Origin of the sequence: Halomonas sp. YLB-10 (assembly GCF_003856855.1) — a bacterium.
GTDB classification, from domain to species: domain Bacteria; phylum Pseudomonadota; class Gammaproteobacteria; order Pseudomonadales; family Halomonadaceae; genus Halomonas; species Halomonas litopenaei.
Genome location: NZ_RRCU01000004.1, coordinates 174,630 through 189,381 on the forward strand (window position 1 = coordinate 174,630; position 14,752 = coordinate 189,381).

Here is a 14,752-nt window from a genome sequence, read left to right on the forward strand (position 1 = left end):
TCCGTGTTCCGGATGGCAGCCCAGGGAGCCAAGATGTCAGAAGCGAAAGCTGGTTCATTGTACGTGGTCGCCACGCCAATTGGGAATCTGGAAGATCTCAGTCCCCGCGCCGCCCAGGTGCTGGGCCAGGTGGCGTTGGTCGCGGCGGAGGATACCCGCCACAGTGGCCGCCTGATGCGTCATCTCGGTCTGTCGCCGGCGATGATTTCCGTGCACGACCATAACGAGGCGTCCCGAGTCGAGACGCTCAGGCAGCGGCTCGCCCAGGGCGACGACGTGGCGCTGATCAGTGATGCCGGGACTCCCTTGATCAGCGATCCCGGCTACGTCGTGGTGCGTGAGCTCAGGGCGGCGGGTTTTCGGGTGGTGCCGATCCCCGGTCCCTGCGCCCTGGTCACTGCGCTGTGTGCCGCCGGGCTGCCTACCGATCATTTCAGTTTTCATGGCTTCCTGCCGGCCAAGGGTGCGGGGCGGCGAGCGCGCATCGAGGCCTGGAGGAATTCACCCGTCACCCAGGTCTGTTACGAGTCTCCCCATCGTATCCGCGACACCCTGGCCGATCTGGCCGCCGTACTGGGCGAGCGCAGAGTGGTGCTCGGGCGTGAGTTGACCAAGACCTTCGAAACCTTCCTCGACGGCAGCGCCGCGGAGCTGCTGACACTGATGGAGTCTGACCCTGATCAGGCGCGTGGCGAATTCGTGGTGATGGTGGCCGGGGCCTCGGGGCCGGCACCGGACCAGCGAGCGGTGGATGATGAAGCGCTGCTGTGCGCGCTGCTGGCCGAAGGAGTGGGGGTCAAGCAGGCCGCGGCCGTGGCCGCGCGCGTGCTCGGCGGGCCGAAGAAGCAGTGGTACGCCCAGGCGCAGGCGTTGAAGGACGCCGATTGAATCCAGTCCCGGTTCGCTGCCAGGCGGTCGTTAGGACGAGCTATGGGGTGTCCCGGGCCCGTCACGGCAAGGCGGGGATTGAGGGCGTCGAGAGGGCGTCGAGAGGGCATCAGGAGTGATCGCCTGAAGAGGCTGGGGGTTGTCCCGGGCCCGTCACGGCGAGGCGGGGATTGAGGGGGTGGCAGGGCACTGGTATGCTTGCCGCGGGAGTTGGCCAGACAGTCGCCGCCGCTTGATGCGGGGGAGGAAAGTCCGGGCTCCATAGGGCGGAGTGCCAGGTAACCCCTGGGCGGCGTGAGCCGACGGAAAGTGCAGCAGAGAGTAGACCGCCTACGTCTCCCTCGGGAGGCCGGCAAGGGTGAAAGGGTGCGGTAAGAGCGCACCGCGCGCCTGGCAACAGTGCGTGGCACGGTAAACCCCACTCGGAGCAAGACCAAATAGGAACCCGTTGGCGTGGCCCGCGCTGGGTTCGGGTAGGTTGCTTGAGGGCAGTGGTGACACTGCTCCTAGAGGAATGACTGTCCTCGACAGAACCCGGCTTATCGGCCGACTCCCCATTTTTCTTGCGCGCTCGGGCCTGGCTCGAGCGGCGCGATCACTAGTTTGTGCGGCCAGGAGTCCAGTGGCGTGAGGGTTTTCCACCGCTGACGGCGCTGATGGCTGGCCGCGCGTAGGAACACCGCCGTCGAACGAGACCCGCATGCCGTCACCTTCCCCTGAATCCTCCGTGCGCGGCTTCGCTCATGAAAGCGTCCTGCTCGACGGTGCCGTCGACGCCCTGGTGCATGATCCCGCTGGCGTATATCTGGATGGCACCTTCGGACGAGGCGGTCATTCCCGCGCCATCCTTTCCCGCCTTGCACAAGACGGTGGCCTGCTGGCCCTTGATCGCGACCCCCAGGCGATCGCCGAGGCGGCCAGCATCGATGACCCACGCTTTACCATCGAACGTGCCGAGTTTGCGCGGCTGAGAGAGGTCGCCCGCGATCACGGTCTGGATGGCAAGCTGTCCGGTATCCTGCTCGACATTGGCGTGTCCTCCCCTCAGCTTGACGATCCCGATCGCGGTTTCAGCTTTCTGCGCGACGGCCCGCTGGACATGCGCATGGACCCGACCCAGGGCGAGAGCGCGGCCCAGTGGATTGCGCGTGTGGGCGAGGCCGAGATGGCTTCGGTGTTCAAGCGTTACGGCGAGGAGCGCTACGCTCGTCGGCTGGCGCGGGCCATCATCGCTCGGCGCCAGGAACGGCCTTTCACCCGCACGGCCGATCTTGCCGAGGTGGTCAAGGCCGCCCATCCCGCCTGGGAGAAGGGCAAGCATCCCGCCACTCGCGTGTTCCAGGCCATGCGTATCGAGATCAACGGTGAGCTCGATCAGCTCGATCAGGCGCTGGAAGCCGCGCTGGAGGCACTGGCGCCCGGCGGACACCTGGTGGTGATCAGCTTCCACTCGCTGGAGGATCGACGGGTGAAGCGATTTATCCGCGATCACGTCAAGGGCGATACCCAGGTGCCCCGGGGAATACCGCTGCGCGACGATCAGATCGCGCGACGGCTGGAGTCACTGGGCAAGGCGATGAAGGCCAGCGCCGAAGAGGTCGAGGCCAATCCACGCTCCCGCAGCGCCGTCATGCGCATGGCGCGCAAGCGCTACTGAGGACCTTCCATGGCTCAAGGACGACTGGATATCAACGCCTTTGGCTGGCCGCTGCCGCGCACCATGTCGCCGCGCCTTTTGCTGGTGGTGGCGCTGCTGCTGGCATGCCTGGTGTCGGCGCTGGCGGTGATCAGCGTCAGTCACCAGACTCGCCAGCAGTATGCTCGGCTCCAGGAGCTGGAGCGTGAACAGCAGCAGTTGCAGACGGAGTGGGGGCAGTTGCTGCTGGAGGAGAGCGCCTGGTCGACGCCGTCGCGTGTCGAACGCCTGGCGGTGGAGCGTCTGGAGATGCGGCTGCCCGATATCCATGACATCGAGGTGATCACGCCATGACCGCGGAACTTCCCCGGGGCGTGACACCTCGCCGCCCGCCGCCGATGGAACCGATGGGGCGGGCGCGCTACGTGGTGATGATGACGCTGATCCTGCTGGGCCTGGGTCTGCTGGCCGGGCGGATCGTCGATCTTCACGTCATCGATCGCAACTTTCTTCAGGTGCAGGGGGACGCCCGTACCCTCAGAACCGATCCGATCCCCGCCCACAGGGGCATGATCACCGATCGTCACGGCGAACCGCTGGCGATCTCGACCCCGGTGGTGACGCTGTGGGCCAACCCCCAGGACCTGCCCGCCGACGACATCCAGCGGTTGCGTCTGGCCCAGGCGTTGGGCCAGGACCTCGATGCCCTCAACGAGCGTATCGCCCGCTACAGCGAACGGGAATTCATGTACCTGCGTCGGCGCATGACCCCGGCCCAGGCCGAAGAAGTGCTCAAGCTGCGGGTGCCTGGCGTCCACGCCCGGGAAGAGTACAAGCGCTACTATCCTGCCGGCGAGGTGACCGCCCAGTTGCTGGGGGTCACTAACGTCGACGACCAGGGCCAGGAAGGACTGGAGCTGGCCTATCAATCCTACCTGTCCGGTGAGCCCGGCAAGCGCCGCGTGCTCAAGGACCGCCGTGGACGTCTGGTGCGCGACCTGGAGGTGCTGCAGGAGGCAGAGCCAGGCGGCAACCTGACGCTGTCCATCGATCAGCGACTGCAGTACATGGCCTACCGTGAGCTCAAGGCTGCCGTGGATGAGAACGACGCCGACGGCGGCGTACTGGTGATGATGGACGCGCGCAGCGGCGAGGTGCTGGCGATGGCCAATCAGCCCTCCTACAACCCCAACAACCGCGCCGGCCTGGACCCCCAGGGGCTGCGCAACCGGGCCATGGTCGACGTGTTCGAACCGGGCTCGGTGATGAAGCCGCTGGCCATGTCGGCGCTGCTCGAGACCGGTCGCTTTCCACGTGACACCGTGGTGGATACGTCGCCTGGCTGGATGCGAATCGACCGCTACACCATCCGCGACGTCTCCAACAATGGCGAGCTGACCCTGGCCGGGATCCTGCGCAAGTCCTCGAACATCGGCATGGCCAAGCTGACCCTGCAGCTCGACGACCCGGTGGTGCCAGATCGCTACCGCGCGCTGGGCTTCGGCCAGGCCCCGGGCACCGGCTTCCCCGGAGAGGCCACCGGCAACATGCCGGCGCCGGCGGTGTGGTCGAGCAGTCAGTGGGCCGCGCTGTCCTACGGTTACGGTCTGTCGGTCACCGCCTTGCAGCTGGCCAGTGCCTATACCTCCATCGCCAATCATGGCGAACGCCTGCCGCCGTCGCTGCTGCGCCTCAACCGCGCCGCCCAGGGCGAGCCGGTCATCGAGCCTGACGTCGCCGACCGCGTCCTGGCCATGATGGATGAGGTGGTGGCACCAGGCACCGGCGCCCGACGCGCGCTGGTGCCCGGCTACAGTGTGGCCGGCAAGACCGGCACCGTGCGCAAGAGCGGCAGCGGTGGCTACGAGCAGAACGCCTACCGGTCGTTGTTTGTCGGGATTACCCCGGTCTCCGACCCGCGCATCATCACCGTAGTAATGATCGACCATCCCCGGGGCGACGCCTACTACGGCGGCGCCATCGCTGCCCCGGTGTTCTCGCGGGTGGCGGGCAGTGCCCTGCGCATCCTCGACGTACCGCCGGATCGCCCCGAACAGGAGGGCGACAGCCCATGACGCAGAAGGCGACGGAATCCGCCATGACCCTATCCCTGGCGCGTCTTGAAGACGTGCTGACCCAGTTCTGGAGTGAGCTTGCGCCGAACGCCGCGGTCGCCGGCGAGGTGGCGACCTGGCTCACTACCGACAGCCGCGAGGTGTCGCCCGGCGCGACCTTTGTCGCGATCCCCGGCGTCGCCGCCGATGGCCGCGACTACATCGACAAGGCACTGGATGCCGGCGCCGCCCTGGTGCTGGCGGAAGGTCCGCAAGACGCTCCGCCGCGGGTCGATGGTCGCGTACTGTGGCTGCCCGGGCTGCGCGCCCGACTCGGCGAGCTCGCGCGCACCCTGTATCAGGTGCCCGATGGGCTCGAGCTGATCGGTGTCACCGGCACCAACGGCAAGAGCTCGGTGACCCACTATATTGCCGAGCTGTCCCGCGCCACGGGCAGCGACTGTGGCCTGATCGGTACCCTGGGTCACGGTCGCCCGGGTGCCTTGACCCAGGGCATGCTGACCACCCCCGAGCCACTGGCGCTGCAGCGCCAGTTGGGTGAGCTCGCCGACCAGGGCATCACTCGGATAGCCATGGAAGTTTCCAGTCACGCCCTGGAGCAGGAGCGGGTGGCGGGCTGTCGCTTTACTGCCGCGGTGTTTACCAACCTGAGCCGCGACCACCTCGACTATCACGGCAGCATGATCGCCTACGCCGCCTCCAAGGCGAAGCTGTTCAAGCGCCCGGAGATCACTCTGGCCGTGGTCAATGGCGACGATCCCCTGGCTCGGCTGATGCTGGCGGGCATCGGCGAGGGCACCCGGGTGCTGGCCTGTGGTGAAGACGATGCCGTCTCGCTCAGGGTGCTGGATGTCGAGCCCGACGTCGGTGGGCAGCGTGCGCTGATCGCCACGCCGGAAGGCGAGAAGGTGGTGGTGCTGCCGCTGCTTGGTCGCTTCAATCTCGACAACGTCCTGCTGGCCATGGCCACCCTCTACGGTCTGGGTGTCGGCATCGACGAGCTGGTGACTGCCGCCGCGACCCTGACGCCGGTGCCGGGACGGATGCAGGCGTTGACACGGCCCGGGGCTCCCACCGTGGTGATCGACTACGCCCACACGCCGGATGCGCTGGACAACGCCCTGGCGGCGCTTCGCGCCCACCTGCCCGGACGCGGGGCGCTGTGGTGCCTGGTCGGCTGCGGCGGTGATCGCGATAGCGGCAAGCGCCCGCTGATGGCCCAGGCGGCCGCAGGCCAGGCCGATCGACTGGTGATCACCGACGACAACCCCAGAAGCGAGGACCCGGACGCCATTCGCCAGGCGATGCTCGCGGGGCTGGAGGGCCAGGCCCGCCAGCAGGCATGGAACATCGCCGGTCGCGGTGACGCCATCGCCCGTACCATCGCCGAGGCGAGCGCCGATGACGTGATTCTGATTGCCGGCAAGGGACACGAGGCCTACCAGGAGATTCAGGGCGTGCGCCACGACTTCTCCGACCTGGCCGAGGCCGAAGCCGCCCTGGACCAGTGTCGACAGGGGCGGGACCAATGAGCGCGCCAGGGCTCGCGTCGCTGGGGTCGGTGTGCCGTGCGCTGGGTGTCGATGAAGAGGGCCGCGGCCTTCAGGGGCTTGCCAACTCGCCGATAGCCGCCATCGTCACCGACACCCGTCGGGTGGCGGCGGACACGCTGTTCGTGGCCTTGAAGGGCGAGCGCTTCGATGCCCATGACTTTATTGCCAAGGCCCGCGAAGGCGGTGCCGTGGCGGCGGTGGTCGAGCACCCGGTGGACGACCCCTTGCCCCAGCTGGTGGTGGGCGATACCCGCATGGCGCTGGGGCTGCTGGCCCGTGAGCGGCGCCGGGCCTGGGGCGGTCCGCTGGTGGCGGTGACCGGCAACAGTGGCAAGACCACGGTCAAGCAGATGCTGGCGACATTGCTGGCTCGTCAGGGCGAGACCCTCGCCACCCACGGCAACCTCAACAACGATATCGGCGCGCCCTTGACGCTGCTGGCGCTTGACTCGGATCACCAGAGAGCCGTGGTGGAACTCGGCGCCAATCACCTGGGCGAGATCGCCTGGACGGCAGCGCTGGCCGAACCCCAGGTCGCCATCATCACCAATGTCACCGGGGCCCACGTCGGCGAGTTCGGTGGCATGGGGCGCATCGCCCAGGCCAAGGGTGAGATTCTCGGCGGACTCGGCCCCGAGGGCGTCGCCGTACTCAACCGTGACGACCGCTACTTCTCGCTGTGGCAGAGCCTGGCGTCGCCCAGTGAGGTGATCGATTTCGGACTGACGCCCGAGGCGCGACTCCATGCCGGGGAACTGGTCTGCGATACGCGCGGGCGCTATGCTTTCACGCTGACTTTCGACGCTCAGGTGCTGGGGCGTGTCGAGCTACCGCTGATGGGTCGTCACAACGTGTCCAATGCCCTGGCGGCTGCAGCAGGGGCGCTGGCCATGGGACTGTCCGCCGCCGACGTGGTGGCGGGGCTTGGCGAGGTGGTGCCGACGCCGGGACGCCTGACCGTGGAGGAGGGGTTACGCGGTGCGCGGCTGCTCGATGATACCTACAATGCCAACCCGGGGGCGATGAAGGCGGCCATCGACGCCCTGCTGGGACTGCCCGGCCCGCACTGGTGCCTGCTCGGCGCCATGGGAGAGCTGGGTGAAGCGTCTGCCGATCTGCACGCAGAGATCGGACGCTACGCGCGGGAACGCGGCATCACATTTCTCGGTACTCTGGGCGAGGCGGCCGAGACCGCCGCCCGAGCCTTCGGCGAAGGCGGGTACCATTTTTCTGATCAGGCGGCGATGGTCCGCCATGTGCGTCAACATCTGCCCGAGGCGGCCAGCGTGCTGGTCAAGGGCTCCCGCGCCGCGGGGATGGAAGGCGTCGTGGCGGCCTTGCGGCCGGATGTTTCAAGGTGAACCTGATACATGTTGCTTTTCCTGGCTGAATTGTTGGCGAACTATCAAAGCGCCTTCAACGTCTTTGGATACCTCACCCTGAGGATGATTCTGGCGACCATCACCGCGCTGGTGCTGTGTCTGTGGTTTGGCCCCCTGATGATCCGCCGTCTGGTGGAGCGTCAGATCGGCCAGGCGGTGCGCGACGACGGTCCCCAGTCCCACCTGTCCAAGGCCGGTACGCCGACCATGGGCGGCGCCATGATTCTGATGGCTATGGCCGTCAGTACCCTGCTGTGGGGCGATCTGACCAACCATTATGTGTGGGTGGTGCTGGTGGTCACGCTGGGCTTCGGCGCCATCGGCTGGGTCGACGACTATCGCAAGGTGGTGGAAAAGAACCCGCGTGGACTGCCGGCCCGCTGGAAGTACTTCTGGCAGTCGGTGATCGGCCTGGGGGCTGCCGTGGTGCTCTACCTGACCGCGGCCTCGCCGGTGGAGACCAGTCTGATCCTGCCGCTGCTCAAGGACTTCGTGCTGCCCCTGGGTGGCTTCTACATCCTGCTGACCTACCTGGTGATCGTCGGCTCCTCCAACGCAGTCAACCTGACCGACGGCCTCGACGGCCTGGCGATCATGCCCACGGTGATGGTCGCCATGGGCCTTGGCGTCTTCGCCTACGCCAGCGGCAACGCGGTATTCTCCGAGTACCTGCAGATTCCGATGATCCCCGGTGCCGGCGAGCTGGCGGTATTCTGCGCCACCATTTCCGGCGCCGGACTCGGCTTTCTGTGGTTCAACACCTATCCTGCCCAGGTGTTCATGGGTGACGTCGGCGCCCTGGCGCTGGGTGCGGCCCTGGGCGTGGTCGCGGTGATCGTGCGCCAGGAAGTGGTGCTGTTCATCATGGGTGGCGTCTTCGTCATGGAGACCATCTCGGTGATCCTGCAGGTCGGCTCCTACAAGCTGACCGGTCGTCGTATCTTCCGCATGGCGCCGCTGCATCACCACTTCGAGCTCAAGGGCTGGCCCGAGCCTCGCGTGATCGTGCGCTTCTGGATCATCACCGTGGTGCTGGTCCTGCTGGGTCTGGCCACCCTCAAGATCCGCTGAGGTGGCCATGGACGCCAGTCAGGATGTGCGACTGCCGCAACGCCATGTCGTGCCCGCCCACCTGAGCGTGGTGGTAGGGCTCGGCCTGTCGGGGATGGCGATCTGTCGTCATCTCAAGCGTGAAGGCCGCGATTTCATGGTGGTGGACACCCGCGAGGCGCCGCCGGGACTCGACGTCTTCCTGGCGGACTTTCCGGGGGTGCCGGTGCGCCTGGGGCCGCTCGATGGATTGGTGCTGGACGACGCGCGGGAGGTGATCCTGAGCCCCGGCATCGACCCCCATCAGGCGTGCTTCGAGACGCCGGCCAGGCGCATCGATCCGGACACCGGCGAGCCCCGTCTGGTGGGAGAGATCGCGCTGTTCCGGCGGGCCTGTCGCGCGCCGCTGGCGGCCATCACCGGTGCCAACGCCAAGTCCACCGTGACCACCCTGGTCGGCGAGATGGCCCGCGAGGCGGGGCGGCGGGTGGCCGTGGGGGGTAACCTCGGTACCCCGGCGCTGGACCTGCTGGTGCAGGAACCCCAGGCGGATCTCTTTGTGCTGGAGCTGTCCAGCTTTCAGCTCGAGACGACCCCGTGTCTGGGGGCCGACAGTGCTGCCTTCCTTAACCTCAGCGAGGACCACCTCGATCGCCACGGCGACATGGCCGGCTATCGCCGCGCCAAGCTCGCGATCTTTCGTGGTGCCAGGCACGCGGTGGTCAATGCCGAGGACCCCCTGACCTGGCCGGACGAGGCGTTGCCTGCACTGTCACGCTTCGGAGTGACGGCGCCGCAATCCGGCGACGACTGGGGCGTGGTGGAGCACCAGGGCGAGCCCTGGTTCTTCCACGCGGACCAACCGCTGTTGCCGGTGGCTCGCATGCGCCAGAGCGGCCGTCACCACCAGGCCAATGCGCTGGCCGCCCTGGCCATGGGCCAGCGTCTGGGTTTTCCGCTGGAGGCCATGGCCCGGGTGCTCGAACGTTTCAGCGGGCTTGCCCACCGCAGCGAGTGGCTCGCCACCATCGACGACGTCGACTGGATCAACGACTCCAAGGGCACCAATGTGGGCGCGACCCTGGCCGCCATCGCCGGTCTCGGCCCGACCCTGGATGGGCGTCTGGTACTGCTGGCCGGCGGTGTCGGCAAGGGTGCCGATTTCTCGCCGCTGGCCGCCCCCCTGTCGCGCTACGCCCGTGAGGTGGTGCTGTTCGGTCGCGACGCCGAGGCGCTGGCCCAGGCCCTGAAGGACGCGGTCGCCATCACCCGTGTCGACGACCTGGACGCCGCCATGTGTCGCGCACGGGAGGTGGCAAGGCCCGGTGATGCGGTGCTGCTGTCACCGGCCTGCGCCAGTCTCGATCAGTTCGTCAACTATCAGGCCAGGGGAGACGCCTTTCGCGCCTGGGTGCAGGACCTTTCCAGCGGAGCCAAGCCATGAGTCGTCTCGCCCGATCTCGCCAGCGCCTCGGTGCCCTGCGCGAGCGTCTTTCCACCCGCGACCATGCCTTCGATGGCTGGCTGGTGGTGGCTACTCTGTCGCTTCTGCTGATCGGCTGGGTGATGGTGACGTCGGCCTCCACCGAGGTGGCGTCGAGCCTGACCGGCAACGCCTGGTACTTCAGTATTCGCCACGGCATCTTCGTGCTGGGTGGGTTGACCGTGGGGTGCCTGGCGCTGCGCGTCCCCCTGGCCTGGTGGAAGGCCAATGGCCCGCTGCTGCTGGTGGTGGGGCTGGTGCTGCTGTTGCTGGTACTGCTGGTGGGGCGCGAGGTCAACGGCAGCCGCCGCTGGCTGTCGATCCCCGGGGTGCCCTTCAATCTACAGGCCTCGGAGGTCGCCAAGCTCTGCTTGATCGCTTACATGGCGGGCTATCTGGAACGCTTTCTGCCACAGGTCAGGCGTCAGTGGGGGGCCTTCCTGCGCCCGTTGGTAGTGGTTGGAGTGGTGGCCGTGCTGCTGATCCTCGAGCCCGACTACGGCGGTGTGGTGGTCATGACCAGCTGCGTCATGGGCATGTTGCTGATGGCCGGGGCGCCCTGGGGGCGCTTTCTGCTGTTGTTCGTGCTGGTGGGAACCCTGGGTGCCATCCTGGCGGTGGCCGAACCTTACCGCATGGCGAGACTGACAAGTTTCATCGATCCCTGGGCGGACCAGTTCGCCAGCGGTTACCAGCTGACCCAGGCGCTGATCGCCTTCGGTCGCGGCCACTTGATCGGCATGGGCCTCGGCAACAGCGTACAGAAGCTGTTCTACCTGCCGGAGGCCCACACCGACTTCGTCTTTGCGGTGCTCGCCGAAGAGCTCGGCATGGTCGGCGCGATCGCCGTGGTCGGCCTGTTCGCACTGCTGGTGTGGCGGGCCATGGCGGTTGGGCGTCGGGCCGAGCTTGCGAGGCTACCGTTTGCCGCCTACCTGAGCTATGGCATCGCCCTGGTGATCGGCGCCCAGGCCTTTATCAACATCGCGGTGAGTACTGGCATGTTGCCGACCAAGGGGTTGACCCTGCCGCTGTTGTCCTACGGTGGGTCGAGCCTGGTGGTGAGCTGTATCATGGTGGCGTTGTTGCTGCGGGTGGACATCGAGACGCGCGAGCGCCAGCGTCGGCAGTCGCCGGCGGCGCGGCGTGACCAGGCCCGCGAAGCGCCCAGGAGAACCAAGGCTGCAGGAGTGAAGCCGTGAGTGACACACAGGGAAGGCGAGCGCTGATCATGGCCGGCGGCACCGGGGGGCACGTCATCCCGGCGCTGTCGCTGGCCAGGGGATTGCAGCAGCAGGGCGTCGAGGTGGCGTGGCTGGGTAGTCCCAGAGGTATCGAGAATCGCCTGGTGCCCGAGGCCGGCATAGTGCTTCACCAGATCGCCATCAGCGGCCTCAGGGGCAACGGTCTGGCGGGCTGGCTCAAGGCGCCGGTGCGCCTTGGACGCGCCGTGTGCCAGGCGAGAAGCGTGATTCGCGAGTTCGACCCACAGCTGGTGGTTGGGCTCGGAGGCTTTGCCAGCGGCCCCGGCGGGCTTGCCGCCCGACTGTGCGGCAGACCGCTGGTCATCCACGAGCAGAACGCCGTGGCCGGGCTGACCAATCGTGCACTGTCGCACCTGGCCAAGCGAGTCTACGCCGCCTTTCCCCAGGCCTTCGGTGGCCGCGCCGAGGTCGTCGGCAATCCGGTCAGGGACGACATCGCCGCCCTCGGCGAGAGTGCACGCGTGGCCGACCAGATGCGCGGACGACGCCTGCGGCTGCTGGTGGTCGGCGGCTCCCTGGGGGCGCTGGCGCTTAACCAGCAGATGCCCAGAGCGCTGGCCGAGCTACCCCCCGAGTCGCGTCCCGAGGTGCGCCACCAGGCCGGTAGAGACAAGGACCAGGCGACCCGAGAAGGCTATCGTGCCGCGGGCGTGGAGGCCGAGGTCAGCGACTTTATCGGTGACATGGCCGGCGCCTATGATTGGGCGGACCTGGTGGTCTGTCGTTCTGGCGCGCTGACCGTGGCGGAGCTGGCGGCGGCGGCCAAGCCGGCGCTGTTCGTACCCTTTCCCCACGCCGTGGATGATCATCAGACGGCCAACGCCCAGGCGCTGGTCGGTGCCGGTGCCGCGGCGCTTATTCAGCAGCGTGACATGAATCCGACGTCCCTGGCCGAGCGCCTGGGGACCTTGCTTGAGCCCGACACCCTGGCGGCCATGGCGAGCAAGGCAAGGGCCGAGGCCCACCTTGACGCTGTGGAACGGCTGGTGGCGGGCTGTATGGAGACAGGTTTTGAGTAATTCGACCCAAGGGCCGGTCCCCGGCCAACTGAGCTCATCCGCTGCCACCAGGCCCGGTCTCGGCATGCGGCGCATTCGTCGTATCCACTTCGTCGGCATCGGCGGCGCCGGCATGTGCGGCATCGCCGAGGTGCTGGCCAATCAGGGCTACCAGGTCAGCGGCAGCGATCTGCGTCATTCGTCGGTGGTGGCGCGACTCGAACAGTGCGGCGCCCAGGTGTTCATCGGACACGCTGCCGAGCACGCTGCCGGTGCCGATGTGGTGGTGGTATCCACCGCCGTGGACGCGGACAACCCGGAGCTTGTGTGGGCCCACGAGCATCGCGTGCCGGTGGTACGTCGCGCCGAGATGCTGGCCGAGCTGATGCGCTTCCGTCACGGCATCGCCGTGGCCGGGACCCACGGCAAGACCACCACCACCAGCCTGACCGCCACTCTGCTCGGCGAGGGCGGGCTCGACCCGACCTTCGTCATCGGCGGCAAGCTGACCAGCGCCGGTACCAACGCCCAGCTGGGGCAGGGCGACTACCTGGTGGCCGAGGCGGACGAGTCCGATGCCTCCTTTCTGCACCTGCAGCCGATGGTCAGCATCGTCACCAATATCGATGCCGACCATATGAGCACCTATGGTGGCGACTTCGAGCGTCTCAAGCACACCTTCATCGAGTTTCTGCATAACCTGCCGTTCTACGGTCTGGCGATACTGTGCATCGATGACGACAACGTGCGTGGCCTGCTCGACCGCATCAATCGCCAGTTCGTCACCTACGGCTTCTCCGACGACGCCGACTATCGCATCGAGAACTTCACCCAGAGTGCCGGCGAAGTCCGCTTTACCGCAGTGCGACCCGGCAACCTCGAGGATCTCGATGTCAGTCTGGCCATGCCGGGCCGTCACAATGCGCTCAATGCGCTGGCGGCGATCGCCGTGGCCAGCGACGCCGGGGTCGACGCCGAGGCGATTCTGCGGGGACTTGCGAGCTTTGCCGGGGTTGGCCGTCGCTTCCAGGTACACGGTCACTTCGCCGCGCCCAACGGTGAAGGTGAGGTGATGCTGGTGGACGACTATGGTCACCACCCCCGCGAGGTGGAGATGGTCATCAAGGCGGTGCGCGATGGCTGGTCCGAGCGCCGGCTGGTGATGGTCTACCAGCCCCATCGCTATTCGCGCACGCGCGATCTCTATGAGGACTTCGTCAGGGTGCTGTCCGGCGTCGATACGCTGGTACTGCTCGACGTCTACAGTGCCGGCGAAGCCGCGCTGCCCGGCGCCGATGGTCGCAGCCTGGCGGGTTCCATCCGTCAGCGTGGCGAAGTCGATCCGATCTTCGCCCAGGACAAGGCGGAATTGCCGGCGCTGCTGGCCAAGGTGCTCAGACCCGGCGATATCCTGATTACCCAGGGCGCCGGTGACGTGGGTGGCATCTCCCAGCGTCTGGCGGATGCCCAGCTTCAGTTCGACGAGGTGATCCTGTGACACGACAAGTACAGTCCTACGGCCATGTGGTGGTCATCTACGGTGGCCATAGTGCCGAACGAGAAGTGTCGCTGAACAGCGGTGCCGCCGTGCTGGCGGCGTGTCAGCGCCAGGGCCTTGAAGTGACCGGCTATGACCTTGCCGAGGGCGGCGTTGCCGGGCTGCAGGCGCTGAACCCCGATCTGGTGTTCATTGCCTTGCACGGCAGGGGAGGGGAGGACGGCTGTCTGCAGGGGGCCCTGGAACTGGCGGGAATCCCCTATACCGGCAGCGGTGTGCTGGCCTCGGCGCTGGGCATGGACAAGCTCAGGACCAAGGCGCTGTGGCAGACCCTGGGTCTGCCGACGCCCGAGAGCGTGCTGCTGTCGCCCGAAGCCGACTGGAACGAGGTGGCCGACCGACTGGGTCTGCCGCTGGTGGTCAAGCCGGTCCATGAAGGTTCGACCATCGGCATCAGCATCGTCAACAGCCGTGATGAACTCGAAACCGCCTATCGTGAGGCCGCCACCTTCGATACTCGGGTGATGGCCGAGCGTTTTGTGTCGGGAGACGAATTTACCTTGTCGGTACTTGGCGACAGCGCGCTGCCGGCCATTCGCGTCGAGGTGCCCAGCGGCTTCTACGACTACGAGGCCAAGTACCTGTCCAACGAGACGCTTTACCACCTGCCCTGTGGTCTGGATACCGAGCAGGAGACCGCGCTGGGCGAGCTGTGCCTGGCGGCGTTCGAGGCGGTGGGCTGTCAGGGCTGGGGCCGCGTAGATGTGATGCGCGACGCTGAAGGTCGGTTCTGGCTGCTCGAGGTCAATACCGTGCCCGGCATGACAGATCACAGTCTGGTGCCCCAGGCGGCGGCCCATGCCGGCATCGACTTCGACGAGCTGGTCCTGCGTATCCTCGATACCGCCAGGGAGCGCGGCTGAG

General features: G+C 67.1%; 12 protein-coding genes and 1 other RNA gene. All 13 read left to right on the top strand.

Annotated features, from left to right (window positions below; translation table 11 throughout):
- The first annotated feature begins 33 nt into the window (after window positions 1–33).
- The 13 genes from rsmI to EBB56_RS10810 all read left to right on the top strand — a co-directional run bounded on the left by rsmI (window position 34) and on the right by EBB56_RS10810 (window position 14,751).
- Complete coding sequence (rsmI, locus tag EBB56_RS10750; protein WP_124804356.1) at window positions 34–888, top strand: 16S rRNA (cytidine(1402)-2'-O)-methyltransferase; 855 nt, start codon at window positions 34–36, stop codon at window positions 886–888.
- A 206-nt stretch (window positions 889–1,094) separates the two neighbouring features.
- Window positions 1,095–1,446, top strand: an RNA gene (gene rnpB, locus EBB56_RS10755) — RNase P RNA component class A.
- 142 nt (window positions 1,447–1,588) lie between these two features.
- Window positions 1,589–2,545, top strand: coding sequence for a 16S rRNA (cytosine(1402)-N(4))-methyltransferase RsmH (rsmH, locus tag EBB56_RS10760; RefSeq protein ID WP_045993374.1), 957 nt, complete (start codon window positions 1,589–1,591; stop codon window positions 2,543–2,545).
- 9 nt (window positions 2,546–2,554) lie between these two features.
- Window positions 2,555–2,878 carry a cell division protein FtsL gene (gene ftsL / locus EBB56_RS10765; RefSeq protein ID WP_052704393.1) on the top strand — a complete coding sequence of 108 codons (324 nt, stop codon included), beginning with the start codon at window positions 2,555–2,557 and terminating at the stop codon, window positions 2,876–2,878.
- A gap of 53 nt (window positions 2,879–2,931) precedes the next feature.
- Complete coding sequence (locus tag EBB56_RS10770; protein WP_375038222.1) at window positions 2,932–4,599, top strand: peptidoglycan D,D-transpeptidase FtsI family protein; 1,668 nt, start codon at window positions 2,932–2,934, stop codon at window positions 4,597–4,599.
- Between the two features lie 23 nt (window positions 4,600–4,622).
- Complete coding sequence (locus EBB56_RS10775) at window positions 4,623–6,131, top strand: UDP-N-acetylmuramoyl-L-alanyl-D-glutamate--2,6-diaminopimelate ligase (protein WP_124804357.1); 1,509 nt, start codon at window positions 4,623–4,625, stop codon at window positions 6,129–6,131.
- Window positions 6,128–7,513: a UDP-N-acetylmuramoyl-tripeptide--D-alanyl-D-alanine ligase gene (gene murF / locus EBB56_RS10780; RefSeq protein ID WP_124804358.1), complete on the top strand. Its 1,386-nt coding sequence runs from the start codon at window positions 6,128–6,130 to the stop codon at window positions 7,511–7,513. The genes EBB56_RS10775 and murF overlap by 4 nt, the downstream gene beginning before the upstream one ends.
- Window positions 7,514–7,522: 9 nt before the next feature.
- Window positions 7,523–8,605, top strand: a complete 1,083-nt coding sequence (gene mraY / locus EBB56_RS10785) for a phospho-N-acetylmuramoyl-pentapeptide-transferase (RefSeq protein ID WP_108132663.1) — start codon at window positions 7,523–7,525, stop codon at window positions 8,603–8,605.
- Window positions 8,606–8,612: 7 nt separating this feature from the next.
- Window positions 8,613–10,028: a UDP-N-acetylmuramoyl-L-alanine--D-glutamate ligase gene (gene murD, locus EBB56_RS10790; RefSeq protein ID WP_124804359.1), complete on the top strand. Its 1,416-nt coding sequence runs from the start codon at window positions 8,613–8,615 to the stop codon at window positions 10,026–10,028.
- Window positions 10,025–11,269, top strand: a complete 1,245-nt coding sequence (gene ftsW / locus EBB56_RS10795) for a putative lipid II flippase FtsW (RefSeq protein WP_045993378.1) — start codon at window positions 10,025–10,027, stop codon at window positions 11,267–11,269. Before murD ends, ftsW begins: the two co-directional genes overlap by 4 nt.
- A 29-nt stretch (window positions 11,270–11,298) precedes the next feature.
- The gene (gene murG / locus EBB56_RS10800; RefSeq protein ID WP_124804475.1) at window positions 11,299–12,351 is read left to right on the top strand and encodes an undecaprenyldiphospho-muramoylpentapeptide beta-N-acetylglucosaminyltransferase; all 1,053 of its coding nucleotides are present in this window, start codon (window positions 11,299–11,301) and stop codon (window positions 12,349–12,351) included.
- Window positions 12,352–12,415: 64 nt separating this feature from the next.
- Window positions 12,416–13,828, top strand: a complete 1,413-nt coding sequence (gene murC, locus EBB56_RS10805; RefSeq protein WP_045993379.1) for a UDP-N-acetylmuramate--L-alanine ligase — start codon at window positions 12,416–12,418, stop codon at window positions 13,826–13,828.
- Complete coding sequence (locus tag EBB56_RS10810) at window positions 13,825–14,751, top strand: D-alanine--D-alanine ligase (protein ID WP_045993380.1); 927 nt, start codon at window positions 13,825–13,827, stop codon at window positions 14,749–14,751. The genes murC and EBB56_RS10810 overlap by 4 nt, the downstream gene beginning before the upstream one ends.
- Window position 14,752 lies beyond the last annotated feature (1 nt).

Excerpts from the sequence above, each read along its gene's own strand:
- mraY (WP_108132663.1), top strand. The coding sequence starts at position 7,523 with ATGTTGCTTTTCCTGGCTGAATTGTTGGCGAACTATCAAAGCGCCTTC.
- ftsL (WP_052704393.1), top strand. The coding sequence starts at position 2,555 with ATGGCTCAAGGACGACTGGATATCAACGCCTTTGGCTGGCCGCTGCCG.
- murF (WP_124804358.1), top strand. The coding sequence starts at position 6,128 with ATGAGCGCGCCAGGGCTCGCGTCGCTGGGGTCGGTGTGCCGTGCGCTG.
- murC (WP_045993379.1), top strand. The coding sequence starts at position 12,416 with ATGCGGCGCATTCGTCGTATCCACTTCGTCGGCATCGGCGGCGCCGGC.
- EBB56_RS10770 (WP_375038222.1), top strand. The coding sequence starts at position 2,932 with ATGGGGCGGGCGCGCTACGTGGTGATGATGACGCTGATCCTGCTGGGC.
- rsmH (WP_045993374.1), top strand. The coding sequence starts at position 1,589 with ATGCCGTCACCTTCCCCTGAATCCTCCGTGCGCGGCTTCGCTCATGAA.
- ftsW (WP_045993378.1), top strand. The coding sequence starts at position 10,025 with ATGAGTCGTCTCGCCCGATCTCGCCAGCGCCTCGGTGCCCTGCGCGAG.
- murD (WP_124804359.1), top strand. The coding sequence starts at position 8,613 with ATGGACGCCAGTCAGGATGTGCGACTGCCGCAACGCCATGTCGTGCCC.
- rsmI (WP_124804356.1), top strand. The coding sequence starts at position 34 with ATGTCAGAAGCGAAAGCTGGTTCATTGTACGTGGTCGCCACGCCAATT.
- EBB56_RS10775 (WP_124804357.1), top strand. The coding sequence starts at position 4,623 with ATGACCCTATCCCTGGCGCGTCTTGAAGACGTGCTGACCCAGTTCTGG.
- murG (WP_124804475.1), top strand. The coding sequence starts at position 11,299 with ATGGCCGGCGGCACCGGGGGGCACGTCATCCCGGCGCTGTCGCTGGCC.